25 protein-coding genes and 3 tRNA genes are annotated in these 24,343 nt (G+C 47.7%); 18 read left to right on the top strand and 10 right to left on the bottom strand.

Annotated features, from left to right (window positions below; all coding sequences use genetic code 11):
- Window positions 1–134: 134 nt before the first annotated feature.
- The 3 genes from U2F10_RS23365 to U2F10_RS23355 form a co-directional block, all read right to left on the bottom strand.
- Window positions 135–419, bottom strand: a complete 285-nt coding sequence (locus tag U2F10_RS23365; RefSeq protein ID WP_499873387.1) for a hypothetical protein — start codon at window positions 417–419, stop codon at window positions 135–137.
- A 95-nt stretch (window positions 420–514) separates the two neighbouring features.
- Window positions 515–802: a hypothetical protein gene (locus U2F10_RS23360; protein WP_006516741.1), complete on the bottom strand. Its 288-nt coding sequence runs from the start codon at window positions 800–802 to the stop codon at window positions 515–517.
- 135 nt (window positions 803–937) lie between these two features.
- Window positions 938–1,222, bottom strand: a complete 285-nt coding sequence (locus tag U2F10_RS23355; RefSeq protein WP_499873554.1) for a helix-turn-helix transcriptional regulator — start codon at window positions 1,220–1,222, stop codon at window positions 938–940.
- Between the two features lie 177 nt (window positions 1,223–1,399).
- On the opposite strand from U2F10_RS23355, the gene U2F10_RS23350 reads away from it, so the two are divergent.
- The 7 genes from U2F10_RS23350 to U2F10_RS23320 all read left to right on the top strand — a co-directional run bounded on the left by U2F10_RS23350 (window position 1,400) and on the right by U2F10_RS23320 (window position 8,260).
- Entirely contained in the window at window positions 1,400–1,678 is a 279-nt protein-coding gene (locus tag U2F10_RS23350; RefSeq protein ID WP_499873386.1) for a hypothetical protein, read from the top strand.
- Window positions 1,671–1,916, top strand: coding sequence for a hypothetical protein (locus U2F10_RS23345; RefSeq protein WP_499873385.1), 246 nt, complete (start codon window positions 1,671–1,673; stop codon window positions 1,914–1,916). The genes U2F10_RS23350 and U2F10_RS23345 overlap by 8 nt, the downstream gene beginning before the upstream one ends.
- A gap of 59 nt (window positions 1,917–1,975) precedes the next feature.
- Window positions 1,976–5,884: a hypothetical protein gene (locus U2F10_RS23340; RefSeq protein WP_499873384.1), complete on the top strand. Its 3,909-nt coding sequence runs from the start codon at window positions 1,976–1,978 to the stop codon at window positions 5,882–5,884.
- Window positions 5,884–6,813, top strand: a complete 930-nt coding sequence (locus tag U2F10_RS23335) for a tyrosine-type recombinase/integrase (RefSeq protein WP_499873383.1) — start codon at window positions 5,884–5,886, stop codon at window positions 6,811–6,813. The genes U2F10_RS23340 and U2F10_RS23335 overlap by 1 nt, the downstream gene beginning before the upstream one ends.
- A 2-nt stretch (window positions 6,814–6,815) precedes the next feature.
- Window positions 6,816–7,349 (top strand): hypothetical protein, encoded by a 534-nt coding sequence (locus tag U2F10_RS23330; RefSeq protein ID WP_499873382.1) that lies wholly within the window; start codon window positions 6,816–6,818, stop codon window positions 7,347–7,349.
- A 67-nt stretch (window positions 7,350–7,416) separates the two neighbouring features.
- Window positions 7,417–7,815 carry an HNH endonuclease gene (locus U2F10_RS23325; protein WP_499873381.1) on the top strand — a complete coding sequence of 133 codons (399 nt, stop codon included), beginning with the start codon at window positions 7,417–7,419 and terminating at the stop codon, window positions 7,813–7,815.
- A gap of 1 nt (window position 7,816) precedes the next feature.
- Window positions 7,817–8,260 (top strand): hypothetical protein, encoded by a 444-nt coding sequence (locus tag U2F10_RS23320; protein ID WP_499873380.1) that lies wholly within the window; start codon window positions 7,817–7,819, stop codon window positions 8,258–8,260.
- Between the two features lie 212 nt (window positions 8,261–8,472).
- Here the strand turns inward: U2F10_RS23320 and U2F10_RS23315 are convergent.
- From U2F10_RS23315 to U2F10_RS23300, 4 genes are all read right to left on the bottom strand, one after another.
- Window positions 8,473–8,544, bottom strand: a tRNA-Thr gene (locus tag U2F10_RS23315).
- Window positions 8,545–8,556: 12 nt separating this feature from the next.
- Window positions 8,557–8,641, bottom strand: a tRNA-Tyr gene (locus tag U2F10_RS23310).
- Window positions 8,642–8,673: 32 nt separating this feature from the next.
- A tRNA-Phe gene (locus tag U2F10_RS23305) sits at window positions 8,674–8,746 on the bottom strand.
- Window positions 8,747–8,924: 178 nt separating this feature from the next.
- Window positions 8,925–9,377 carry a PPC domain-containing protein gene (locus U2F10_RS23300; protein ID WP_006516749.1) on the bottom strand — a complete coding sequence of 151 codons (453 nt, stop codon included), beginning with the start codon at window positions 9,375–9,377 and terminating at the stop codon, window positions 8,925–8,927.
- Between the two features lie 220 nt (window positions 9,378–9,597).
- Here U2F10_RS23300 and U2F10_RS23295 point away from each other — a divergent pair, with 220 nt between their 5' ends.
- The 9 genes from U2F10_RS23295 to U2F10_RS23255 all read left to right on the top strand — a co-directional run bounded on the left by U2F10_RS23295 (window position 9,598) and on the right by U2F10_RS23255 (window position 17,760).
- A complete protein-coding gene (locus U2F10_RS23295; protein ID WP_163702841.1) occupies window positions 9,598–10,089 on the top strand; it encodes a DUF4112 domain-containing protein in 492 nt (163 codons plus the stop codon).
- A 43-nt stretch (window positions 10,090–10,132) separates the two neighbouring features.
- Entirely contained in the window at window positions 10,133–11,182 is a 1,050-nt protein-coding gene (locus U2F10_RS23290) for a hypothetical protein (protein ID WP_250565097.1), read from the top strand.
- A 341-nt stretch (window positions 11,183–11,523) separates the two neighbouring features.
- Entirely contained in the window at window positions 11,524–12,219 is a 696-nt protein-coding gene (locus tag U2F10_RS23285) for an aldehyde oxygenase (deformylating) (RefSeq protein ID WP_163668226.1), read from the top strand.
- Between the two features lie 165 nt (window positions 12,220–12,384).
- The gene (locus U2F10_RS23280; RefSeq protein WP_499873379.1) at window positions 12,385–13,407 is read left to right on the top strand and encodes a long-chain acyl-[acyl-carrier-protein] reductase; all 1,023 of its coding nucleotides are present in this window, start codon (window positions 12,385–12,387) and stop codon (window positions 13,405–13,407) included.
- Window positions 13,408–13,514: 107 nt separating this feature from the next.
- Window positions 13,515–14,495: an acetyl-CoA carboxylase carboxyltransferase subunit alpha gene (locus tag U2F10_RS23275; RefSeq protein WP_499873378.1), complete on the top strand. Its 981-nt coding sequence runs from the start codon at window positions 13,515–13,517 to the stop codon at window positions 14,493–14,495.
- 319 nt (window positions 14,496–14,814) lie between these two features.
- Window positions 14,815–15,543: an SDR family oxidoreductase gene (locus U2F10_RS23270; RefSeq protein WP_163668222.1), complete on the top strand. Its 729-nt coding sequence runs from the start codon at window positions 14,815–14,817 to the stop codon at window positions 15,541–15,543.
- A gap of 104 nt (window positions 15,544–15,647) precedes the next feature.
- The gene (gene folE, locus U2F10_RS23265; RefSeq protein ID WP_163668219.1) at window positions 15,648–16,361 is read left to right on the top strand and encodes a GTP cyclohydrolase I FolE; all 714 of its coding nucleotides are present in this window, start codon (window positions 15,648–15,650) and stop codon (window positions 16,359–16,361) included.
- Between the two features lie 183 nt (window positions 16,362–16,544).
- Window positions 16,545–17,018: a YbjN domain-containing protein gene (locus U2F10_RS23260; RefSeq protein ID WP_163668217.1), complete on the top strand. Its 474-nt coding sequence runs from the start codon at window positions 16,545–16,547 to the stop codon at window positions 17,016–17,018.
- Between the two features lie 4 nt (window positions 17,019–17,022).
- A complete protein-coding gene (locus U2F10_RS23255) occupies window positions 17,023–17,760 on the top strand; it encodes a lipoyl protein ligase domain-containing protein (protein WP_499061004.1) in 738 nt (245 codons plus the stop codon).
- 51 nt (window positions 17,761–17,811) lie between these two features.
- Here U2F10_RS23255 and U2F10_RS23250 read toward each other — a convergent pair whose 3' ends face one another.
- The gene (locus U2F10_RS23250) at window positions 17,812–18,933 is read right to left on the bottom strand and encodes a CHASE2 domain-containing protein (protein WP_499061005.1); all 1,122 of its coding nucleotides are present in this window, start codon (window positions 18,931–18,933) and stop codon (window positions 17,812–17,814) included.
- 300 nt (window positions 18,934–19,233) lie between these two features.
- Complete coding sequence (locus U2F10_RS23245) at window positions 19,234–20,433, bottom strand: site-2 protease family protein (protein WP_163668209.1); 1,200 nt, start codon at window positions 20,431–20,433, stop codon at window positions 19,234–19,236.
- 162 nt (window positions 20,434–20,595) lie between these two features.
- Here U2F10_RS23245 and U2F10_RS23240 point away from each other — a divergent pair, with 162 nt between their 5' ends.
- Together U2F10_RS23240 and U2F10_RS23235 are read left to right on the top strand one after the other, a co-directional pair.
- Complete coding sequence (locus tag U2F10_RS23240) at window positions 20,596–21,228, top strand: phosphoribosylanthranilate isomerase (protein ID WP_163668207.1); 633 nt, start codon at window positions 20,596–20,598, stop codon at window positions 21,226–21,228.
- Window positions 21,229–21,362: 134 nt separating this feature from the next.
- Window positions 21,363–21,527, top strand: a complete 165-nt coding sequence (locus tag U2F10_RS23235) for a hypothetical protein (RefSeq protein WP_006516763.1) — start codon at window positions 21,363–21,365, stop codon at window positions 21,525–21,527.
- Window positions 21,528–21,630: 103 nt separating this feature from the next.
- Here the strand turns inward: U2F10_RS23235 and U2F10_RS23230 are convergent, their stop codons facing one another.
- Window positions 21,631–24,255, bottom strand: coding sequence for a choice-of-anchor Q domain-containing protein (locus U2F10_RS23230; RefSeq protein ID WP_499873377.1), 2,625 nt, complete (start codon window positions 24,253–24,255; stop codon window positions 21,631–21,633).
- Window positions 24,256–24,343 lie beyond the last annotated feature (88 nt).

Raw genomic sequence — 24,343 nt, 5'->3', positions numbered from 1 at the left:
TTGAGTGGAATGAGTCTTAGTTTTCAGTCGTTGCATGGACTGACTGACTGAAGCAGATGTGGCAGATTTAGACAGATTTGCCACGCAGTAGGGCACAAGAAAGCCCCTGTGCAACTCCATTGCACAGGGGGGATTCAGGCGCTCTGTTTTACATAGCTGACGGTTCGAAACTCATCGACTGAACCGTTTTCAATACAAATCGTGTAATAGTACAGCTGGCCGTCTACTTCGACGACACCTTCATCAGTTATGGAGGCCTCAGAGCCACTGCATAACTCAGACAGCTGGACACCTATAGACAACTTTAGTCTTTTGATTGTTTCCAGACGCTCTCTCAGCTGCTGACTTTCAGTTGTTAGTGTTGAAAACTCTTGAAATAGCTCGTATGGGCTTATTTTTTTGGATTCATTGGATACCATAAAGAGGTCTCTCCTTTAGGGACATGGCCCTGGGCTACGGCGTCCAAACTGCGGCCCAGGGCTATTAACTGATTTTCTAAACTGCGTTGAGGGCATTACTCCTCAGCGCTTTTTGTTTCAAGTTCTTGAAGAAACGCTATGGGCTCTTCAGACTGAAACGACCGAGGTAGATCAAGCCAGCCTTTCCCAAACCTGGATCGCAACCAACCCTCAATATTTTGAATTTCCTCCGTAGTAAAAGTCGGCTCGAATCCATTGGCAGCTCGATTGACTTTGTCCTTGGTACACCCCCACTCACGGGCCAGTTTGCTTTGAGAAATACCAAGAACTCGAACAAATTGAGCGATCACATTCTCTCCTTGCTGAAACTCACCTCTTGACATAGCTTGTATGGGCTTATTTTTCTTGATTCGTCAGATACCATAAAGAGGTCTCTCCTTTAGGGACATTGCCTTGAGCTACGGCGTCCAAACTGCTGCCCAGGGCTATTAACCATTTTTTTGAATTCGCCGGAGCCGCTACGCTCCGGCGTTTTTTTGTGTAACTACTCCCTCCTTAGCAAAACTGTTTGGCATATCAAATATGGAGACACTCAGCAATTCGCAGAGGGCTTTGACCTGCCAGACATATAGCTTTGGCGTTCTTTTACCTGACTCCCAATCAATGATTGTTCTCTCAGACAATTCAAGTGCTTCAGCTATTTGCCTTTGAGTCACCCCTCTTTCTTTTCGTAGTTCCACAAATCCTATGACCGGACTGGCTTCATCAGATTTCTTGCTTATCATACCTGAAACATCTTGCACCTGCAAGTTGTTGCACCTGAAATATCTTTCAGGTATGATGCAACGGGACACCTGCAGGAAAGTCCTTCCTAAACAACATCAACATGCGGAGGAAGATTAACGACCTGTCCCCGCATGTTGATTATCTCAACCCTTGCAAGAGTGGCAGAAAGTGTGTGGCATTAGGCCTCATTTCAAATGAAGTCAAATCAAAAGCAAACTCCCATGTTCTGGCAGCCCATGAATCAATTAACCCATGACCTATGCACTTATGCATGGGGTGTAATGAATGATCATCCTTGTTGGAGAGATACCAAGATCGGGATAGTTTGGCCTCTCCAAATTAGGAAACTCAATGCCCCCTATGGCTGTATATTTCAAGTCGGCTTTTATCGGCCTAAGTTGCAAGTGCTCAACGCCTACGAAATGGAAGTTGACTATCTCATGCGTGGAGGGCAATCCAATGCCAATGGGTAGCAACCGTATGGAGTTAGCCTGGCTCGTTGCACGCCTGGCAGCAACCAATGCGCAGCAGCGCTTCTATCTACTGCGGTTTATGTGGACTGCGATCGAGTCGTTCGAAAAAATGGGACTACCGCCCGAGCAGATTAATGAGCTGCGTGGCATCTACACCGGCATGGCAGAGGGTGTAGTGTTTTCGGACTTTATTGACCAGCAAAAAAAGGCTGACTCACCGAGCCAGCCTCACAGTTAGTACCGAGATGTGAAGCGGGGCTGTCCGCCAGCCCCTGGAAATCTTAACTTGTAAATATTATGGCAAAGATAGCTCAGGAAGCACAAAAGGGTGCGGCCTGTCCATTGTGTGGTCGCGAGTCGTATTGCTTCCTGATTGGTGGTGAACCGAGCAAGCCAGACATGGTGCTCTGTCAATGGACAGATGCAAATCGCCCTCCTAACGGATGGACCTATCAGGGACTCGCCAAGGACAACCGGCCTAAGTTTGTTAGGGATGGAGCCAAACGAAGACGGAGCCGCAAATATCCTGACCTGATCCGATTACAGCCTAAGGAGTTCTCTGAAAAATCACCCTCATGGGTACTAGACACCCCCAAGCCCACCATTGCCCCTGGTGATCTAGTCGTCGTTGCGGATGGCATCACCCCAGGCATCCATGAGGTTAAGCGTCGAAAGCGTAAGACGCTGATGTGCTCACCACCTGGGGGTACCCAGATATTTTTAGAACTTCCAGAAAAGAATGCTAAGCCCTGTGTTGAGGATGCAGCTACCGGTGACCAGCTACAGCGGATTGAATATCTATATCCAGATCCGCTTAACCCAGAGAAGAATATCGGTAAGGTGGTCCGTCGTCAGTGGACCGATCGCAGGGCCTGGTTTGAGGGATATACCAAAACCAAAGAAGTTAGGCCGTGGTTTTGGAATGAAGAGGCTGGCAACTGGGCCATGGGACGCGGGCCACGAAGCTGGCCATTGTATAGAGAGAACGAAGCCAAGGAAGCGATCACCCGTGGCGAGGTTCTATTTATTGTTGCCGGTGAACAGGCTGTTGAGGTTTACCGGTCGCTAGGTCTCACCGCAACAACGTGTCAGGGTGGTGAAAGCCGCTATGCCGATATCCCCGACAGACTAGCGGGGAGTGTGGCCATGGCCAAAGATGCAGGTTTGAAACCTCTAATTGCCATACACCCTGACTTTGACCTAACCGGTGAAGCCACTTTCTCAGCCGGTTTAACCAAGGAATGCCGCAAAGAAGCGATCGCAGCGGTGGTCCTGAATCCGCTAGCTATTTGGTCAGAAATGCCCCATGGGGGTGACATCAAAGATGTAATTGAGCAGAGTGCGATCTCAACGGACGAACTCCTCATTCGGCTAGAAAATGCCATTGATGAAGCCATCGATCTGGCACAGATGGCAGAGCACAACATTAAACGGCGACTGCGTTGGGGGGCTCCAGATTCTGTCGATGGTGAACTCGGTTACTGGCGCAAAGATGACGACAGCGACGATGACTATAGTGTCTTCCGACCGCTCACTAATTTTGACTTGCAAATAGAAAAAGAAGTGGCCAGCTCAGACGGTGGTGGCTTCATTTTGCAATTGAAACGTAGTGGTGACCATCAGCAGCACCGTTTATTTCTGCCAAGTCTAGATTTCACCAGCGTCAGCAAGTTTGAGGACACTTTAAAGAAAGCGTTGGGCGGTGCCCTCATCTGCCGGTTGAATAACCACCAGATGAAAGCGCTGTTGAGGGTACGTCTGGATGAGTATCACAGCCGTGGTGGGAAACTCTATCGCCTGGCTGAACGTGTGGGCCAACAATCTGATGGCTATTGGATATTCCCCAGCAATCAGCTCATGCCCAATGGTGAACCCACCAGCGAAGATCACAGCCGGTGGATTTGGAATGATGGCATTACTGGGCAGGCCGATACCCTACCGGTGCCTCAATATAATCCCGCCTCAGCGGATGCAATGGGTCAGTTGGTGGAGTCAATGATCGGGTTTTATGGACCGGTCAATATTTACCCAGCCTTACTAACCCTCGGTTATGGTGCGGCAGCTGTTCACTATCAGTCCTTCATTGAGCAAACTGGTAGCTTTCCCATCTTGAACCTGATCGGTGACGGGGGTGGTAGCAAAACAACCGCTGGTGCTTGCGCGTTATCGATATCTGGAATGCATACCGACAAAGCCGGTGGCATGCTCAAAGATGTTTCAGTCAGTGCAGCCTATGAGCGCTTAAAACTGATCGGCGGCCTGGTGCATTGTTGGGATGACCCACACCGAAACCCTGAACTGGACGAATTTCTAAAGGGTCTCTACAACGGCAAACCCAGATTGGTACGTGGGGGGGATATGGGAAAGTTCAATTCCCAAAAGCCTCACAGTGCCTTGATGGTGGCGTCTAACTTCGCTGCCGGTGAGACCAATGCGGCAACCATGAGCCGGTTAATCCTGCTCTGGTTTGATTGCAACGACAAGTGCGGCAATAAAGACGACTGGCGAACGATGAAACGGGCTATGGACAAAGCCAGTGGTGCCCTGCCAGTGGTCATTAAGTTAGGCCTAGACCTGGATGCAATCGGTCACTGCGAAGACGAGTTAACACCCTATTTACCCCATGCCCATTCCAGGATGGCTCGTAACCTGGCCATCATTCTTCACTATGGCAATGCCGTGCTGGATATGGCTGGCGTGCGATCTCAATTTGACCTGCTGAGCTACCTGATGGATAAGGTTTGCACCATGGCCAATGATGCCGATGCCAGCACCGACAGCTTACGCGACTTTATCGAACGACTATCCATGTTCCGGTCCCAAGCCAAGCTAGGTGATTGGAATATGCGGTTTACCACCGAGCACAACTCGGAGGTGGTCAAAGCACTATCCATCCGTCTAAACGAAGTGTGGGATGTGGTGGATAAGAATTCAAAGCTGGCCTACAACAAGCAGATTCTTAAGAACCTACTCAAAGCCCGTGGTGCCCATATGCATGACCGGCAACGGTTCCATGGCAACGAAGACGTCTCAAAGGCATTTGACCGCAAAGCCACCGATGATCCGAAGTGGAGAATTCAGCGGTGCATGTCTATTCCCATTGAGCTGATCCGCGACTACATCGAAATTGATGAACAGGTCGAAAATTTTGAAGGGCCTAAAAAAGTGTCAACTGCGTCAACTGACCCTGCTGATCAACTTGAAATCCCTGCCAGTCATAAAGAATCTCAGTTGACACCTATATGTCAACTGAATGTCAACAGAGATAAAAATAGTCAACTGAACCATGGAGAGGGTGATCAGAGTGATTCGGCAACTGTCACATACCCCAAATCTCAGTTGACGAATTCCAGTTGTCAACAGACCCCCTCGGTTGACACCCAAATGTCAACTGGGCAAACCCATACCCAGAAAGGGATAGAGAGTGATTTTGAACCTCAGTTGACGCAGTTGACATCAGAAAGGGTCCCTATAAATATTCCCCACGAAGATCCTTCATTTGAGGACCCTGTCGTAAGTACGAATTCTTGTCTCACAAACGCTGAAATAAAAACAGAGAAAGAGAAACAAGCAGTCTCAAGCATCTCACGGCGAGACTCGGCAATTTTGGATCCTCAAAATCCTGTTGAGAAATGTAACGACCAACTGTCACAAGGGAAGGGTAAAAAACGGCTTCCACAACAGGCCCCTATCTCTGAGCCCCCCCAAACACCCCCTCTACAGGTAGGCGATCAGGTCATTCCCACGGGTGACACAAGTTGGATTAGACGAGGCAGTACAAGGCTTCCGAAAAAGTCTATAGAAACCATAGATAGAAATTCCCCCAGAATCCAACTGTCTCGGATGACCGCAGAAGGGTGTCACACACTCCAAAGGCCGTCTTTAATTTTGACGATTTCCAAAGATCGCTCCGTGATCAAGGTGAGAAATCAAGACTTAGGGCGTACGGATTTTTTCACTACGGATGGGGTTCAGCTGTATTGCAAGCGCTGTGACGTGAGCGCGGGAGCCGTGGTGATTTATATCGGCTCCCGCGCGAAGCTCAAGAAAACGTTATCCCATCATCGGTATCGGGTGGCCGCGATTGAGGCGGATCACGCTCAACTCACTGAACTCACGGGTGATGACGTATTGGCGACGGTACCCGTGGCTGATCTGTTGAATGCCTCGAAGCGAGTTGCTGATCCAACTGAGCAGGTGACCTGATGGATCGCCAGATAACCCCTAGAGAGCTTTGGTACCTATGGCTTGCCTATGTCGAATACAAAACCCCCTACGTCGCCCCTAGCACCGTGGTTCGGGATTACGCCAAGTTTGAAAAACGGATACTCAAAATGATGAAAGAAAAACCAGAGATCAATGATGCGCGCGATGTCCGCGCCTGGCTGTTGGACAACTTCTCACTAGAAACCGCCAGGCGAACCATCCAGCAGTTCAACGCCGCCTGTAAGTTTGCCGTCGCCATGGGGGATCTGCCCGTCAACCCATTCGATGGGCTCACTCGGTACTGGGGCAAGCGTCGCCGGATAACCGAGGATAATTACACCGCATTCACGCCCAAGGAACGCGCGGCGATCATTGATGCATTTGAGCGTGACCATCCGTTCTATGCGTTTTGGGTCAAGTTTCTGTTCTTGTCCGGCTGTCGGCCAGAGGAAGCCAGCGCTCTCAAATGGGGGGATGTGGCCTCTGACTTCAGCGAGATTCTGATTAATAAAGCGCTGCCGGTGGACACCCGGATTGAACAACCAACCAAGACCTATCGCTCTACGCGGTTTCCCTGCAATGCCCAGATGAAACGATTGCTTGAAGAGCTGTGGGCTCGAAATTACAGGGAGGACATCACCCCAGAGACCGTTAGTACTCACTGGTTGATTCCATCGGTCAAGGGTGGCCCCTTCGACTACAAAAACTTTCAGACGCGCTACTGGAGACCCACCGTTGAACAATTGGTACGAGATCGCAAGGTGGCATTTTATTTCTCGGAATACCATGCACGCCACACCTTTATTACCGAGCTGGTCAAAAAAGGCATGGATGAGCAAGACATCTCTTATTTATGTCGAACCAGCGTCGCCATGATTCAGCGCTGCTATGCCAGTCAGTCCAGAATCGTTAGTGTACCGGAGTTTTAGCCATGAGATATTCGAACGAGACCCCTGAAGAAGTCTTAAAGCATTCATCAGAGCCATTCATCCATGACGACGAATACGATCTGGACGACTACACCGAATATGACGAGAACGGGCCATATTTTGACCCATATGCGGGCTGTTATGACGATGAACCCCATGATGTGTGGGGCGAGCAAGACGACTACGAGTATTGGCTAAATGAGTGTGGCCAGGGTCAAGGGTATGTGGGCTGTCTAAAAGCAGGCTCTGAGGAATGTGATTTTGAGTGTCCATTTAGAGAGGCTCTTGAGGGCTTCGAAATTACCCGGCTGCAAATGATAGAGCGATGGGTGCTGGACAAGCTTCCATGGGTACTCCATGCATGGCGAAACCTCATGATTGGCCGCCCGTATGAAGTGAGCACAGATGCTGAAGAGTTTTGGTCTTGCCTACTGCGAAGTCACAACATCTACAAGGCTCCGTGGGATAAATACCTGCACCAAATTGTTTTTTACGGCAACCACAAATCCATCCCATATGACGACATCCCCTTTTGAGTTTCAAATAACCCCCTGAATTTGAAACTCAATCTGAACAGTTGCAATTAAATGGAGAGTTTTGAACATGCCGATGGATAGGAGTTTGTATCCCGATAACTGGGATGAGATCACACTCAACATTAAGAATGAGGCTAAATGGGTGTGCGAAGAGTGCGGACGCATATGTCGGAAGCCTAAAGAATCAGTGGATGACTATATAGACCGCGTGGGTGGCATCAATAGACTGTTTTCAGGCTGGCCAGAGCACCTCTCTGTGACGGCAGCTGAAATCAAAGCCCATTCTCAACGGTTTACACTCACCGTGGCCCACCTTGACCACCGGCCCGAAAATTGCGATCGCGCCAACCTCAAAGCGCTCTGTGCTCCATGCCATTGTCGCTATGATCTACAGCCCTCATCCATGTTTATCAAAAAGCAATTGAAGCTTGAAAGGTCGGGTCAGTTAAGCCTGGAGGTTGGTTGATATGGTGGCCTACAACTTTAAAGAGCAGTTTGCACCACTCATTAGATCGGGGGCCAAACAGCAGACCATCCGAGCACGTCGAAAAAACAGACATGCCAGCGCTGGGGAACCCATTCAGCTGTATACCGGGATGCGTACTACATCATGCGTCAAACTGATTGACCCAGACCCCATATGCAGAGCGGCATTGCCCATCAGCATTGATGGGATGGACGTGGCAGTAGACGGCACGCCGCTGGTGGGTAATGAACTGAAGCAGTTTGCGATCTCAGACGGGTTTAACTCATTTGATGAGCTGGCAGATTTCTTTAAAGATCGGATGCCGTTTGAGGGGGTTCTAATTGCCTGGGGGGATTGGCAGCCCTACTGGACATCAGTTGGATCAGACGGTTGTTCGGTAGGCGTGAACTGCAGGACGAACTTCACCGTTCCTTTCGTCCACTGACCACCAGGGGTTAGCACCTGGCAAGGGACGCCAGAGGCCCAGCGCCTAACTTGCTTAGGGTCATTTTTGATGGATTCGATAATCTGTGCTGACTGATACCCCATCACAACTTCACCCACACCAGGAAAGTCACTGGAGTTCGCTACTCTCACAACACTAAAGTTATCAACGATCTCTGATTCGTTCATAAAGGCTGAAAGCTATATAGCGTAAGCCTTCAACGAGAATTGAACTCGTGACCTCTCCCTTACCAAGGGAGTGCTCTACCGCTGAGCTATGAAGGCAAAAAGACTATGTGGTGGGCCGTGTTGGATTCGAACCAACGTAGGCGTAGCCAGCGGATTTACAGTCCGCCCCCATTAACCACTCGGGCAACGACCCTCTACCACATACACCGGCAATTAGACCGGCAATGCCAGGAGGCGGACTTGAACCGCCGACACGAGGATTTTCAGTCCACTGCTCTACCAACTGAGCTATCCCGGCAACATGAGGCATTTCTGCCTTTGCTTGCGCGCCTAAACAAGTTAGCAAAAGAGTGGAACCCTTAGCAAGCTAAAACTTAGGATATTTTTTGTTCTAGCTGCTATGTCACCTCATCAGATGCTCTGAAGAGCCTAAAGCCAAAGGGTTAAAGGGCTCTGAAACCCTCTGGTTTAATGGATTATTCTTCAATCTCACGTAGACGGGCAAGTTTTAAGGAAAATGCTCCTGCACCCTGGCCAGCATAGGACCTGACCCTTACAGTGTACTGACCAGATTTAGAAATGCGTGCAAACAGCAATGAGTTAGTCGAACCATCTGGACCGTCGTCGTTTTCACTGACAGTGGTACCGTCATCTCCTATAAGGCTAACCAGTGTATCGAACTCTTCCGAAATAACATCGATAGTGATCTGGTCACCTTCAAACAGCTCAACGCTGTAATCCCTAGCAAACCCACCTACTCCAGTAGGGATATCGTTTTCAGAAAGCGTATCGCTAATTTCACGTCCTCCCGCTATTTCGATGGGGTTATAAATTTGAGCCACAGCGCCAGCAGCATTCATCATCCCAAACGTGACCAATGTGGTAGGAATAAGCAAAGCACGGCGTAAAATTTTCCTAGATTGCTTCATGATTGCAAAAGAGACGGATTATTGAATTGGTGACATTATGCCCCAAGTGATGATTTCATTGTGTTGCCAAGCCAGCTTGTAACGTTCATTAGCCAGCTTGATTACTGAAGCTAACGCTCCGTCAATTTTCCACACAAAATCTCAGTTTTTTATTGAGTTATGCTGCCCTTCGCGCTAATGAATATAGTCATCTTTATGGCTTGCAAGTAAGGTTACTCCTATGCCCCTTTCTGACGGCTCCCCACCGCTAGTAGACCGTAATTCTCATCAGACACTGCAACGGCTACGTGGCCTGAGTCATGTTTTAGATAATGCGATCGCAATCCCAGGTATAGGCTATCGAGTAGGTCTGGACCCTCTTATCGGTCTTCTGCCCGGTGGTGGAGATTTAATGGCAGGGCTGATCTCTATTTATGTCGTCATAGAAGCCGCTCGCCTAGGGGTCCCTGCAGCGACCCTAGGTCGCATGGGCTTAAACATCCTGACGGAGGTTCTCATGGGCACAGTGCCCATGATTGGAGATTTCTTTGACGTGGTCTGGAAAGCCAATGCGCGCAATGTCGATCTGCTAGAACGGCATATTCGAAATCCCATTCCTAGCCGCAAAACAGATAAGCTATTCGCAATTATATTGATTGCAGGACTATTGACCCTTGTATTAGGAGCAGCCACCTTGTCACTATTGTTTGTGCGCTGGGTCCTACAGCTGTAACATAATAAGCCTGTCAAATAGGCCTGCGGGATAGAGAAATTCAATGGTTGGAGCAGCCGATTTTGTGGCCGACATCACTAAAGGTGGTACAGACCAAGATGTAACGCTCGACTTTAAAATTCCCGACCCTAGCGACACTAGTATTCCTGATCAGGATTTCAGTTACCAAATCGATATCGCTTGGCAAGTTTGCGATCGCTTTGATTTGCAGACTGATATTTGGCGTGGTCGAATTCTTAGAGCCGTTCGCGATCGTGAAAAACAGGGGGGCGATGGTCGTGGCACCGGATTTTTAAATTGGCTAAAAGATCGAGAAATTAGCAAGAGCCAAGCTTATGCCCTAATTGAGCTGGGTAATAGTGCCGACGAACTACTTAAAGAAGGCTTACTAAATGAACAGTCTGTCAACCAATTTAGCAAGCGAGCCTTTGTGGAAACGGCCCAAGCTGCGCCAGAAGTGCAACAAATGGTCACCGAAGCCGCTCGTCGTGGAGAGCAAATTACTCGCAAAGAAGTCAAACAGCTAGCCGATGAATGGACAGCAATGACCTCCGATTTAATTCCTGAAACAGTCCGTGAAAAAGCAGCAAACAACACCATCCCGACTCGATATCTCACCCCCTTGGTCAAGGAGATGGAAAAACTGCCCCCGAGCCATCAAGAAACGCTACGCACCGAAGCTGCCCAAAATCCAGACGTAGATACTCTCAAGCAAATTACATCTGAAGCCCGCTATTTATCTAAGTACATTGCTGCAGCTAGTCAGGTACAGACCATTGATCCAGATGTTGTGAATTTAGAACAAGCACTGGAAGAAGCATTACGAGTAGGCTGTTTAAACTCCACGGCAGATTTGGTCAACCAAGCCACTCAGCTAGAACAGGCAGCCGCCAAACTCTACACCGCGTGGCGACGCATCAATAAGCTAGCGGAGCGTGTTTATGTCGATAGTGGCGAAAGTACACCTAATTTGCGCGCCCTCCTGAGTGGACTAACTCCCCTAACCAATGAAATTATTGAAATCCAATTGGGTAGCGCTAATAGCCCTTCAACGAAAGCCATACGGCTAAAGGTACTGGAAGACATCGAGTAGGCACAACATACCAACAGATGTACTATGACCGATGGTCCAACGATTGAAACACTAGCTGATGAGCCATTTCCCAAATCATATGTCAGCTTTCTAACCAGACAGGTCCATCACTTGAAGCAATATCAATCTAATAGATAAAAATTCTAAATAGATTATCCTGGAACACTTGCAAACAAAAAGAGTTGAGACACTTTGGGCCTATCGGCAAACATATCTACTCTCCTGATAGGGTGTAAAGTGTGAAAACAGGTGTCAATATTTAAGTTAACCACAGCCACTGTGCTATGCCATAGCTTAGATATGGACAGCGAGTGGTTATTGTAAGCAGGAATTGGACAGATATGCCGCAGCTTGAGGCCAGCCTAGCGCTCGACTTCCAAAGTGAAGCGTATAAAGATGCGTATAGTCGCATTAACGCAATCGTAATCGAAGGGGAATGGGAAGCTAACGATAACTACCAGACGTTAGCTGAACACCTCAGTGATCATAAAGATGAGTTGATTAAGCTCGCTCGCATGGAAAAACGTCACATGAAAGGCTTTCAAGCTTGTGGCAAGAATTTAAATGTGACCCCTGACATGAAGTTTGCAAAAGAGTTCTTTGCTAAGCTTCATGATAACTTTAAGCAGGCCCAGGACGAAGGCAAAATCGTAACTTGTTTGTTAATTCAGTCTTTAATTATTGAGACCTTTGCCATCTCAGCGTACAACATCTATATTCCAGTTGCAGACGACTTTGCTCGAAAGATCACCGAAGGTGTAGTCAAAGATGAATACATGCACCTCAACTTTGGTGAAGAGTGGCTTAAAGCTAATTTTGACTCCGCGAAGGAGGAGTTAGAGGAGGCCAATCGTCAAAACCTGCCTTTGGTTTGGCAAATGCTAAATCAAGTGGCTGATGACGCTGCTATACTAGGCATGGAAAAAGATGCCCTAGTTGAAGACTTCATGATTACCTATGGTGAAGCCTTAGGTAATATTGGTTTCAGTAGTCGTGACGTCATGCGGCTTTCTGCTCAAGGTCTAGCGACAGCATAATGTTGTATTAGAAGCATAATGTTGTATTAGATATTGAAAGAGGCTGATCATGCGATCAGCCTCTTTTTGGTGTGGATAGTGATTAGGTTGCAGCGAACAGCAAGACTGTAACGTTTTGTTGTAGTCTGATTTTCTAAGATTATTTTTTTAATAGAAGCGTCCCACATGTTTGGCTTAATTGGACACCTGACCAACTTAGAACACGCCCAATCGGTTGCCCGAGATTTGGGATATCCAGAATATGGCAGCCAGGGCTTGGATTTTTGGTGTAGTGCGCCTCCATTTGTAGTTGAGGACATTAAGGTCACCAGTGCCACTGGTCAAGTTATTGAAGGACGCTACGTAGAGTCCTGCTTTCTACCAGAAATGCTGGCAACGCGACGAATTAAGGCAGCGACTCGAAAGATCTTGAATGCGATGGCCCACGCCCAGAAGCAAGGCATTAATATCACTGCCTTGGGTGGGTTTTCTTCAATCATTTTTGAAAATTTCAAGCTAGAGCAAATCCGGCGCATTCGTAACTTAGATCTTGACTTTCGGCGTTTTACCACTGGGAATACGCACACCGCTTACATCATTTGTAAGCAGGTGGAGCAGGCAGCTCCGAAATACAACATCGATTTGTCAAATGCAACCGTTGCTGTATGTGGAGCCACGGGAGACATTGGCAGTGCTGTATGCCGCTGGCTTAGCGAAAAGACAGGGGTTAAAGATTTATTACTCATCGCTCGTAATCGAGAGCGTCTAGACAATCTTAAGGACGAGATTGGTATGGGTAAAATTATGAGCCTAGAGGATGCCCTACCCCAAGCAGACGTAGTGGTTTGGGTGGCTAGTATGCCTAAGGGCGTCGACATCGACCCTAACACATTAAAGCAGCCCTGTTTGATGGTAGATGGCGGTTATCCAAAGAATATTGACAGCCATTTTAGCAATCCTGAAGTCCATGTTCTCAAGGGCGGTATTGTTGAACATAGCCTAGATATTGATTGGCGAATTATGCACATCGTCGCCATGGATGTACCGGCTCGACAGTTGTTTGCTTGCTTTGCTGAATCCATGTTGTTGGAATTTGAAAAGTGGCACACTAACTTCTCTTGGGGGAGAAATCAAATTACGCTTGAGAAAATGGAGCAAATTGGTTCAGCCTCTATCAAACATGGGTTTCGCCCCTTGCTAACAACTTAAATCCCCCTGTTATTTACAGTTCATGCCAGTTGGCTATGACAATAAGTAAATTTTAGGGGACAGTTTACGATAGGGTGGAATCACTGCTGGAGGTACCTAAAACTGTTATGGCGACAACAGAACGAAGGCCTATTTTGCTTGACTTTGAAAAGCCTTTAGCTGAACTAGAGTCTCGCATATTACAAATAAGGGCCTTGGCTGAAGACAATGATGTCGACGTTTCAGCACAAATTCAACAACTAGAATCCCGTGCCCAGCAACTACGCCAGGAGATTTTTACTAGCCTGACGCCAGCTCAGCGTATTCAGGTAGCACGTCATCCTCGTAGACCCAGCACCTTAGACTATATTCAAGCAATTTCGGACGAATGGATTGAGCTGCATGGTGACCGTCGCTCTGGAAAAGATGATCTTGCTTTAGTAGGCGGTATCGCTCGTTTTCATGGTCACTCAGTTGTCATGTTAGGCCACCAAAAAGGCCGAGATACAAAGGATAATGTTGCCCGCAATTTTGGCATGGCATCTCCTGGAGGCTACCGCAAAGCGATGCGACTCATGGAACATGCAAATCGTTTTAAGATGCCGATTTTCACCTTTATCGATACGCCAGGAGCATGGGCTGGTTTAGAAGCTGAGCAACTAGGTCAAGGCGAAGCCATTGCCTACAATCTTCGCGAAATGTTTCGTCTAGATAGTCCTATTATTTGCACTGTCATTGGAGAAGGTGGTTCTGGCGGGGCATTGGGCATCGGTGTTGGCGACCGTCTCATTATGTTTGAGCATTCTGTTTACACCGTTGCTAGTCCTGAAGCCTGTGCCGCTATTTTGTGGAAGGATGCATCTAGGGCATCACAAGCAGCCGAAGCTCTCAAAATTACAGCTTGGGACTTGAAAAACCTAGGTATTTTGGACCATCTACTACCTGAACCGATTGGTGGTGCTCATGCTAATCCTATCAAGGCAGCTGAAGGATTAGAAACATCTCTGCTAGAGAATCTTGAAGCGTTACTGGAAATCTCACCAGAGCAACGTCGACAGGAACGCTATCGTAAGTTTCGGCAGATTGGCGTATTTTCTGAAGCTGCATAATCGTTGCCCACAACGTAATTGCGCTAGCGTTGCTTGAAGCAAAGGCTATCCCATAGGCATCTAAGGTGCGGCAAGCCTAACGGCAATACGCCCTAGATTATAGTCCAAGTCTTTTATGCAGGTACTCACCTCTGATGAAATCAAAGATTAATGAGAGCCTGATAAGTTGTTGTTATGTGGATACAACCCTCATAAAGACTATTTTTTACTCCTTTCAATAAAATCTCATAGTCTGAAAACACCACATTGTTCGCAACATTTGTTAACATTAATCTTAAGTGATTTTTCATTGACGCCTACGCATCCTTGACGCCCCTTGATGAATACTGTCCCAAACCGTCGCGCATTGATTACAGGTGCTAGTACTGGTATCGGTCGTGCTACTGCGCTGGCCTTTGCTAAGGCTAACTTTGATGTAGCATTAGTCAGTCGTTCAACAGATAAGCTAAAGGCCTTAGAAGACGAGATTGGTGAGACCGCAACCGTTAAGGCCCAAAGCTTTCCCTTAGATTTGAGCATAGTTGCTCAAATCAAGGAACAAGTAACGCATATATTAGAGGCCTTTGGCCCGGTTGATGTGCTAGTTAACAATGCCGGGATGGGTTACACGGGAGAACTCAACCAAATGCCTTTAGATGACTGGTGTCGCGTCCTTGATCTAAATGTCACTAGCGTCTTTCAATGCATTCAGGCTGTACTTCCGGGAATGCGCGATCGCAAAAGCGGCATGATTATTAATGTGGCCTCAATTGCCGCACGCCAAGCTTTCCCAGAATGGGGTGCCTATGGCATTAGCAAAGCAGCCGTTGTAGCACTATCAAAAGCTATTTCTGTAGAAGAAAGAAATCATGGCATTCGGGTAGTGACCATTTTGCCTGGAGCGGTCAATACACCTCTTTGGGATACCGATACTGTGCAAGCCGACTTCGACCGCTCCGGTATGTTGACTCCCGAGTTAGTTGCAAACGCTATTCTACAAACTGCGCTCCTACCTCCTGGGGCTGTGGTCGAAGAGCTGACCATCATGCCAAGTGGAGGAGCCCTGTGATTCTCTAACCAATATTTCAAAGTAGGCAAGCTAACTTGATCACATTTCGCTTGCCTACACGAATATCCTTTTGCTCACTATCTAGAACTCAAGTTACCCACACCATGGTTATTTCTACTAACGGTTCCACCACAGGCTCTACAACGAATGGTCTGATTAACGGGCAATCATTGGAATCCAGCATCCGCCCTGATCGTGCGAAAACCAAAGGACACGATGCATTACTGCACGAGCCTTCCACTGACAACACAAAGCTAATGGAAGCCGTGCATACAATGCTGGCCGAGCTCGGTGAAGATCCAGAGCGTGAGGGCTTATTGAAAACCCCCAAACGGGTAGCCGAAGCGATGCGTTTTCTTACCCAAGGCTATACTCAATCCTTAGAAACCCTCATCAATAACGCCATTTTTGACGAGGGTCACAATGAAATGGTTTTGGTGCGAGATATTAACTTCTTTAGCCTGTGCGAGCACCATATGCTGCCCTTTATGGGTCGGGCCCATGTAGCTTACATCCCTAATCAAAAGGTAGTTGGTTTAAGTAAATTAGCCCGTATCGTTGAGATGTATTCTCGCCGTCTACAGGTGCAGGAACGCCTCACACGTCAGGTAGCTGAAGCCATCAGCGAAATCTTAGAACCACAGGGTGTGGCTATTGTAATGGAAGCAAGTCATATGTGTATGGCTATGCGTGGGGTGCAAAAGCCCGGTTCTTGGACAGTGACAAGCGCTATGCTTGGTGTCTTCCAAGATGACCAGAAAACACGCGAAGAGTTCTTAAGCCTCATTCGCCATCAGCCAGCTTTCTCTAACTACTAGAAAGAAATCTGAAAAAATAACTTGCTAAGACTTCCCCTAGGAAAAGCAACGATACAGTGGGATGGATCTTTTCGGAAGGAACTCACATCTACCGAGAATGTTCTATTTTATCGATATGCTGACTAACAGCAGCTTGTCATGCTCACACCCTCGATTGTGATTTATTAGGAGTAAGCGGAGCCCATGAGTACCCTGAACGTTGAAACTGCTGGTGAAACCATCAGCGCTGGCACTGAAAGCTTTCAAGCTAGCCATGTGGATGTGATTGAAACTGTCATTGCCAGCCTGGACCAGGGGGGCAATGCCATGGTTAGTCGTGATGATGAGGGCTATCTTTGGAAATTTACCTATGGCAGTGTGACTGTTTATGTCCAACTTACGGGCACTGGAGACGAAGATACTCTAACTGTATGGTCTCCCCTTTTGAAGTTACCTGTAACCAACCAAAATGATCTGATGCAGGAGCTATTGGCAAAGAACTGTGGTGAAACCTTTGAGGCCTGCTTCGGAATTTCTAACCAAGAAGTCCTTGTCTTAGCGAGTCGGATTCTTGCCGATATTAATCCCGGTGAAATCTCTCGACTGATGACGATTGTCGCCACAATCGCCGACGAAACGGATGATGTTCTGAAGGAGAAATATCCTTCTGCCAGTTAAAACCATGACAGCAACATGGCGGCTCATTGACCCCATAGAGACCTCTGGCATCACTCAAATGGCTATTGATGAGTGGTTATTGGAGCAGCATCGTTTGGCGTATGAGCTGCCTTGCTTAAGGTTTTACACATGGAAGCCTGCTGCGATTTCTCTGGGTTATCATCAGCGTGATTATCCAGATCACTGGCACACACTTAAGTGGAACGGCCAAGCCCTTGACATCGTAAGACGACCAAGCGGTGGGAGAGCCGTCCTACACCAGGGAGATCTAACCTATAGCCTGGTGCTTTCTGGCTATGGCGGGCGGCGACGGGATATCTATGCTCAACTCTGTCAGTTTCTAATTGAGGGCTGGAAACAATTAGGAATTTCGCTATCCTTAGGCTCTAACAAACGTGGCTATCAGAAAACTCACAATTGCTTTGGTAGCAATACTGTAGCTGATTTGGTTATGGATAATGGTTATAAACTTATTGGCAGTGCTCAGCTTTATCGTAATAGCTGTATCTTGCAACATGGCTCCATAAGACTTATGCCCAACCCAGATTTAGTTCAAGCTGTGTTCGGTAGTCCTGTGACTCCGCCACCTAACCTAGTCAACATTCACCGCATTGATGTTGCTGGAGCACTCACGGTCGCCGCTGAGAACATTTTCGATATCCAGTTCAAAAAAAAGCCGCTCTCACCACAAGAGCAAGAACAGGCCTTCGTTTGGGCTCAAGCCAAATATCATGCACCGTGATTAGCTACATCCAATAGATTCCGGCTGAAGTAAGCTGAAGTAAGACGAACATCACTCGCAAACTGTAATAGTTTCAGCTTGCCTTACAAGCGTTCGATCAATATTTGCAAACTGTGATAATTTCAGCTTGCCTTGTAAGCGTTCGGTCAATCTTACAAAGAAACTAGTCGCTACTACGGTACCCAAAGGTGCAACGGTCGGGAGCCAGTAATTGTGATGAAAGGCCACAGTCACTGCACTACCCCAGGTCACAACAATTATTAGATTTGCTAAAAGGTGGACTCGATAACGCCGATAAAATAATTGGTAACCCAGTCCTGGGCCAAGCAAAACCAGTAGCACCATGACAGGTACGACAAAGGGCTTTAAGTGATTTTGAGCCAACAAGTTATTAGCTGCAACAACATGCTGATAAACGCCTGCCGCTGGTGGATTTTGATTGTAGGGCGTCGTCATGGTGTCCAGACCCACTCCTGTGAATCCGACAAAAACAATTTTGTCTGAAAAGCTATCGACAGGAATAGTCCCATTGAGGACATCAGCAAACGAATATCGAGGGGCATTTTGGGTACCCCCGAGCCAGTTTAACCAAAGGCTCTGATGAGAGGCTGCAAGCCCATGGGCTTGACTTGGCCTATAATGCTGCACAGCTGCAACGCTCAATGCTAGTGTGCCGTTGGCTTTTGGATAATAGGTACGGGTAATGCCATCGGTATCAGCAATATGATGGATATGGCCTGTTGCGATCGCACCCTCCATCACATCGGCATTGGGACCAATGACTCCCCGTTGCTTATCCCATGCAGTAGCCACTACCACATTGCCATGGTGCTCCATAGCCAGGGCCAGCTCTGCATCGTCTTCCGCAGACTCAGCAAACAAAATATCGAAAGCCACAACACTAGCATCGGCAGGAGCCAGAGTTTCTAACAGGTCAGCATAATAATGCCGGGGCCAAGGAAATTGACCAATGGTGGCCAAACTTGCCTCATCAATTTCAATAACCGCTACCCGTTCATCCCACGGTTGCTCACCTCTCACTTGAAATAAGAAGCGATAGACACTGTGCTCTAAAGGTTGAAAAATCCCAACATGGGCAGCGAATAGCGTTAATCCTGACGCTAAAACTCCAGGCAACAGTCGCCACCCAAATCGATATAGCCAATGCTTCATAAAACCTGTGATCAGGGCATGACTGTTATCACTCCACACCCCAATGCCTTACCATTTCAACTATGACAATACGTTAGCTGCCACTGGACCTAGCCACCAATGGACAAATCACTGAAGTTGTTTAGGTCCAGACACCATTAGTCTAGATGCCTAATCTCCATACAGTGGCCCAATTGAGACAGCAATAGATAGTTGTTTTGAGATGGTACAAATCGCTGAAAACGACTCTATTCAGGCTTAAGGAAGAATGCTGAGGCTGCTAACTCAGTATTTCTAGGCGTTAACGTTTTTAACAATTCCCTATTCAGCATTTCTAGCAATTGCAGCCAACTGTAACCCAGATGGATACGCACCTTCCTCTTTAATGCGATCAATAATGGCTTCTGAAATTGGGAAATTCAGGCGTTTGGCCAGTGCCCGCACGACATCTCCTCGGTCAATAGTACCGGCAACAGCATCGGCTGGGGACAACACGGTAATGCGTCGTAGCTCGTTTTCTTCCAAGTCTGTAATCACCTTAGAAAGAGGCGTTTCTTCCCGGACATGGGGCACATCTAACAGAGGATGAGCCATCTCTGCCAAGGTCATTGTTTCCCAGCGACTGCGTTCAATCTGACGCAAATCATCCAGAGATACCATGCCTCGATAACGCCCATTAGACGCGGCAAAATACACAATCGGCTTTTTTTCTTCATTGAGCAACTGATGATCGGCAAACGCCCGTAAAGTCAGATTGGCATCAATTACCTTAAATTCACGCACGCTTGCGTCCCTGGCCTTAAGACTAGTAATGGCATCTTGCAAATCACTAACTCGGTTATAGGCCCCTGCATTACGCACCGCAAACCACCCCAAAAGGGCAAACCAGAGGAATCCTATCTGTCGAGTTGCCAGGGAACCGTAAATACCAATTGTGATGGCCATCCAGCCCAATAACTGACCGACCCGAGCGGCCCAGCGTACTCCTTGTGCGCGGCTACCCGTGATTTTCCAAACAAGGGCCTTGAGCACTTGACCACCGTCAAGGGGCAAACCTGGAATCAAGTTGAAGAGTGTCAAGACGAGATTAATTTGGGCAATCGTCCCTACTGATTGAGATATCACAGTCTGCTCTGGCAGGATGAAAACCATGAGGCTCAACAGCAAGAATAGGAAAAAACTGACCAACGGACCTGCGATCGCAACTTGAAATGCCTGACCCGGTGTTTTTGACTCCTTATCAATCGAGGCAATACCACCGAACAAAAATAGGGTGATCGAATTGACTTGAATACCCTGTCGCCGTGCTACCAAACTATGACCAAGCTCATGGAGGAGCACAGAACCGAACAAAAGCAGTGCCATCCCTAACCCCACTACCGCTGCTACCGGAAACGAAAAACCATCATTCAGTAAATCGCCTCCGTAGGCAAATGTCATTAGTAGGAGAATAAAAAACCAAGAATTATCAACGAATAGGGGGATGCCGAAAATTGCGCCAACGCGCCAACCGGATTGCATAGTGATATACCTTTGATATGCCTAGAGATCCTAGGAACAGGGTTATTAAATTGTCTTTATAGACTACACGCTGGTGAAATTCCAAGAACTGCCTTCATTTTAATAATGGGGCTTACCAATAGCGTTACTGGATATCCGAATCTTTTTGAATCATTATTATCTATGCGCATTAAAATCTGTGGCCTAACTCAAACGGACCAGGCCGTTGCGATCTCAAATATGGGAGTCTCGGTCCTGGGCTTTATTTGCGTCAAAATATCCCCGCGCTACGTGTCATCTGACACCATTCGCACCATTGTCCAAGCTCTGCCTAACATTGACCGTTTTGGCGTTTTTGCCAATGCGACCCTAGACGTCATTCGGCAAACTGTAGAAACAGGGCAACTAAGCGGCGTGCAGCTCCACGGTCAAGAATCCCCGCAGGATTGTCAACAAATGCGGCAGATGCTCCCTGGCGTAGAGCTAATCAAAGCATTGCGAATTCGTAATCCAGAGGATCTACTACAGGTGAAAGAGTATGCCCCCCACGTCGACACATTTTTGTTAGATGCCTATCACCCACAACAGCTAGGCGGCACTGGGCACACCCTAGATTGGCCAACCTTGCGCACTTTTCAGCCTGAAAAACCTTGGTTTTTAGCTGGTGGACTAACCCCCGACAATGTCACCACAGCTCTGTCACTGCTCACACCCGATGGCATTGACCTCTCAAGTGGTGTAGAGAACTCACCTGGAGACAAAAATCTTGCCAAAGTAGAACAATTAGTCAAAGCCGTTAGAGCCGTCTCTGTCTAAAGCAGCCCCGAGAATTTGTAACAAAACATCTCTGACCCTAAATCTTGATTACAGAATGTACGCTTCACTTTATGCAGGCTAGAGCGTGGTGATAGCTTGATCTCAGTCGTTCAGTTTTTCTCTAGCTGCGCCCTATGTACAACGCCCAGAAAGATTGGTTAGGTGCATTTATGATTGCCGCTCTCGGTGCAGGCATCATTACCTCATTTGCCGTGAGCCAAGGTCAAAATCCCTTTGTCGGGCTCGGCATTACAGCCTTTGCTTCCACTGTCGCTGTACTTATTGATCATCTCTGCTAGCGAGAAAATGTGATTTCCTGTTTCAGCGATTGCTCCTGTCCAGCCAGCCGCTATAGCGGCTGGCTTTTTTATTTTTTATTGTAGATAGGATGACGGCAGAATATCAGGCAAACTGAACTTGCATAACCAAATCATCAAAGTCCATATCACCGCCACCCGGTAAATCTTCAAAGCCAAAGGCGTTGTTACCTAAGAGCCTTACATGATCTGCCCCATCGCTATTACCGGCGATGTGCGTAAAGTAGATAGCTGGATCATTATTCACATCGCTATCTAGTAAGTCAGCAACAGTGCCATCCACAACTAAAAAGGTAGATAAAAGCTGCCCACCGAGAATTTCACTGGTATAGCGTGTGGCCTCGCCATTGGTGCCGGTTAACTCTAAGTTAACCCTTTGAGCTAAGGCCGCTGCACAATAGCCCTCATCGCCAGGGCTGAGTAATATCCCCAGAGCATCACGGACTTGACCTTGTTCATTTTCCACAACAAACAGACCGACCACATTATCTAATGCGGCTTCCCGGTAAATATCAATGGTGGCTGTTAACGTCCCTGTTTGCGATCTCAAATCAATGAGTTCAGAGTCACTACTCAGACCTTGCAGACCTGCACCAATGGGCAAAGTCTCCTCCACAGCTATGGCATTAATCACTATTTGATCAAAGGTTCCGCTTTGCCCCTGGCGAAACCCTGCCTGAATAGAACCATCACTCAAGGCCTGTAATTCGACCACATCTGTCTGGCCATCGAGCCCTGTGATGTTAATCGTGCCGCCCGTGCCACGGCGCAAACTATCTAAGCTACCGTCATCGATAATGGCAAATTGCAGAATGCTACCAGCCGTTATGGTAAGCGTTTTTTGGGGTTCAAAATCTGCAATATCTCCTGCTTCTAGAGTAGAAAAAACGACTTGCGCCGCATCTAGCACAGCCTCTAAGTAGCCAGCATCACTGGCGGTCAAACCATTGACTGCACCACTGGTATCTGTGGCAAACACAATGATCTCCCTGACCTGCTCAGATGCATTTTGACTAATGGAAATTTCAACAGATACATCGCCAGTGCCACCGACAAGCAGTCGCGCATCTTGGGGAGTCAAACTACTAGAACTACCAGGACCACCCGAAGACGTATCATTATCTTGATTTGTGACAGCTACCGCCGTTGGCACCAAAGCACTATAGCGAGTATCTGTACTAGTCACATTGGTATTGATGATATAAGCAACATCGCCATCATCATCGGTGTCATCAACGCCAGTAATGGTGACTGTTTGAGGTTGGTCCCAATTAGCTGTAGAAAACGTAATGTTAGGGATAACCGTCCCTTCAGTAGGATCATTACTCGTGAAAGTTAAGCTGACCACATCACTCGGTTGACTGGTCAGGACTGCTGTAAAGGTGGCGGTTGCGCCTGCCTCTGTCGTCACAAGACCTGTGGTTGGCGTAATTGTAATACCGACAGGCGCAACTGAACCTTCTACAGCGCCAATATCGACCGTAGTGCCGACTGATCGAGCAAACGGAACACCTCGCTGGTCAACGGAAATAACCTCTGCAACATTGCCATCATCATCTAGGTCAAACGCATCGGCAGGAACAGTACCGGCAGTACCGGCATCAATGACTGGACTACCCACTAATGGAGCATGGGTTTGAGTAAAGCCACCGTTGGCTTGTAAGGTGTCCAACTGTGGATCAAGGGGAGTGACAGCACTACCTACCTGATCACCATTACTACCGTTAGTCAAGCCAGGCGTGGAATCGCCATTGCCAATCAGGTTATTACCAGCCGTTGTAGTGGAACCAGCACCAATAAAGAAGTTGATGTCAACGATGTCATCATTATCAACATTGGCCGCAATAATACTGTTAGTGACTGTTACAACACCAAAATTTGCGACGCCACCCCCCGTATCATTCGGCTGTGCACTAACATTTTGAGACTCATTATTAGTAATAGTGCTATTGGCAATAGTAGCCGTTGCACGACCGATCACGATCCCTGGCGCTACCACATTAACGGTATTTGAAAGACCACCACCGCTTTCGGAAGCAATATTACCGCTGAGGGTACTATTCGTTAAATCTAGAATGCCGTCGTTACGAACGCCACCACCATTACGTGCCGTGTTGCCACTGAAAGTGCTGTTAATAATCGTGACGGATGCACCAGAGGCATTTAAAAGGCCACCACCACCGCTCGTGGTCGTAGTGCCAATGGACGTATTGTTGATGACACTACTATTGATAATGACTAACTCACCATTATTGCGAATCCCACCACCATCATCTGCAGCCTGGTTATCGCGAATAATTGTGTTCTGAAGCCTGAGCTTGCCACCCCCTTGATTGTAGACACCCCCACCATCGTCAACGGCATCTCCTCCTTGAATAATGACACCGTCAATTAGCGCCTCATTCGCAGTGCTCTGGGCGGTGACAACCGTATTATTGTCACCATTACCATCAATAATCGTTTGATTAGCCTGCCAATCCCGTTGGTTACGGGTGGCTTCAGTACCATCAAAACCACCGTAGAGTTGAACGGCTTGATTGACGGTAAAGGTATCCGTGGGGTTATTTCCGGGACTGTAGGTCCCTTGAGCTAACCAAATCTCGTCTCCAGCATTAGCGCTTGCCAGGGCTGTCTGCAAACTAGTGGCTGTTCCCCAAGTATCACCATTGTTGGTATTAGGCGCATTCGCTTGAACGTAAAAAATAGCCATAGTTTGCGATCGCAGTTAACTAGATTTAATTAATCGGACTGGCAATTTCAGGCAAGGGTTCCACTTACTGGAACTCTTAGGTCTTTAC

Source organism: Leptothoe sp. EHU-05/26/07-4 (assembly GCF_043421015.1).
GTDB lineage: Bacteria > Cyanobacteriota > Cyanobacteriia > Phormidesmidales > Phormidesmidaceae > Leptothoe > Leptothoe turfae.
This window is presented reverse-complemented; position numbering and strand designations above follow the sequence as displayed.

Bases quoted from the DNA above. Each gene is read 5' to 3' on its own strand.
- U2F10_RS23365 (WP_499873387.1), bottom strand. From the start codon at position 419: ATGGTATCCAATGAATCCAAAAAAATAAGCCCATACGAGCTATTTCAA.
- folE (WP_163668219.1), top strand. From the start codon at position 15,648: ATGGTTATTTCTACTAACGGTTCCACCACAGGCTCTACAACGAATGGT.
- U2F10_RS23345 (WP_499873385.1), top strand. From the start codon at position 1,671: ATGGGTAGCAACCGTATGGAGTTAGCCTGGCTCGTTGCACGCCTGGCA.
- U2F10_RS23320 (WP_499873380.1), top strand. From the start codon at position 7,817: ATGGTGGCCTACAACTTTAAAGAGCAGTTTGCACCACTCATTAGATCG.
- U2F10_RS23235 (WP_006516763.1), top strand. From the start codon at position 21,363: ATGTACAACGCCCAGAAAGATTGGTTAGGTGCATTTATGATTGCCGCT.
- U2F10_RS23270 (WP_163668222.1), top strand. From the start codon at position 14,815: ATGAATACTGTCCCAAACCGTCGCGCATTGATTACAGGTGCTAGTACT.
- U2F10_RS23325 (WP_499873381.1), top strand. From the start codon at position 7,417: ATGCCGATGGATAGGAGTTTGTATCCCGATAACTGGGATGAGATCACA.
- U2F10_RS23230 (WP_499873377.1), bottom strand. From the start codon at position 24,255: ATGGCTATTTTTTACGTTCAAGCGAATGCGCCTAATACCAACAATGGT.
- U2F10_RS23330 (WP_499873382.1), top strand. From the start codon at position 6,816: ATGAGATATTCGAACGAGACCCCTGAAGAAGTCTTAAAGCATTCATCA.
- U2F10_RS23255 (WP_499061004.1), top strand. From the start codon at position 17,023: ATGACAGCAACATGGCGGCTCATTGACCCCATAGAGACCTCTGGCATC.
- U2F10_RS23335 (WP_499873383.1), top strand. From the start codon at position 5,884: ATGGATCGCCAGATAACCCCTAGAGAGCTTTGGTACCTATGGCTTGCC.
- U2F10_RS23280 (WP_499873379.1), top strand. From the start codon at position 12,385: ATGTTTGGCTTAATTGGACACCTGACCAACTTAGAACACGCCCAATCG.
- U2F10_RS23275 (WP_499873378.1), top strand. From the start codon at position 13,515: ATGGCGACAACAGAACGAAGGCCTATTTTGCTTGACTTTGAAAAGCCT.
- U2F10_RS23290 (WP_250565097.1), top strand. From the start codon at position 10,133: ATGGTTGGAGCAGCCGATTTTGTGGCCGACATCACTAAAGGTGGTACA.
- U2F10_RS23240 (WP_163668207.1), top strand. From the start codon at position 20,596: ATGCGCATTAAAATCTGTGGCCTAACTCAAACGGACCAGGCCGTTGCG.
- U2F10_RS23295 (WP_163702841.1), top strand. From the start codon at position 9,598: ATGCCCCTTTCTGACGGCTCCCCACCGCTAGTAGACCGTAATTCTCAT.
- U2F10_RS23285 (WP_163668226.1), top strand. From the start codon at position 11,524: ATGCCGCAGCTTGAGGCCAGCCTAGCGCTCGACTTCCAAAGTGAAGCG.
- U2F10_RS23300 (WP_006516749.1), bottom strand. From the start codon at position 9,377: ATGAAGCAATCTAGGAAAATTTTACGCCGTGCTTTGCTTATTCCTACC.
- U2F10_RS23350 (WP_499873386.1), top strand. From the start codon at position 1,400: ATGAAGTCAAATCAAAAGCAAACTCCCATGTTCTGGCAGCCCATGAAT.
- U2F10_RS23260 (WP_163668217.1), top strand. From the start codon at position 16,545: ATGAGTACCCTGAACGTTGAAACTGCTGGTGAAACCATCAGCGCTGGC.
- U2F10_RS23245 (WP_163668209.1), bottom strand. From the start codon at position 20,433: ATGCAATCCGGTTGGCGCGTTGGCGCAATTTTCGGCATCCCCCTATTC.
- U2F10_RS23340 (WP_499873384.1), top strand. From the start codon at position 1,976: ATGGCAAAGATAGCTCAGGAAGCACAAAAGGGTGCGGCCTGTCCATTG.
- U2F10_RS23250 (WP_499061005.1), bottom strand. From the start codon at position 18,933: ATGAAGCATTGGCTATATCGATTTGGGTGGCGACTGTTGCCTGGAGTT.
- U2F10_RS23360 (WP_006516741.1), bottom strand. From the start codon at position 802: ATGTCAAGAGGTGAGTTTCAGCAAGGAGAGAATGTGATCGCTCAATTT.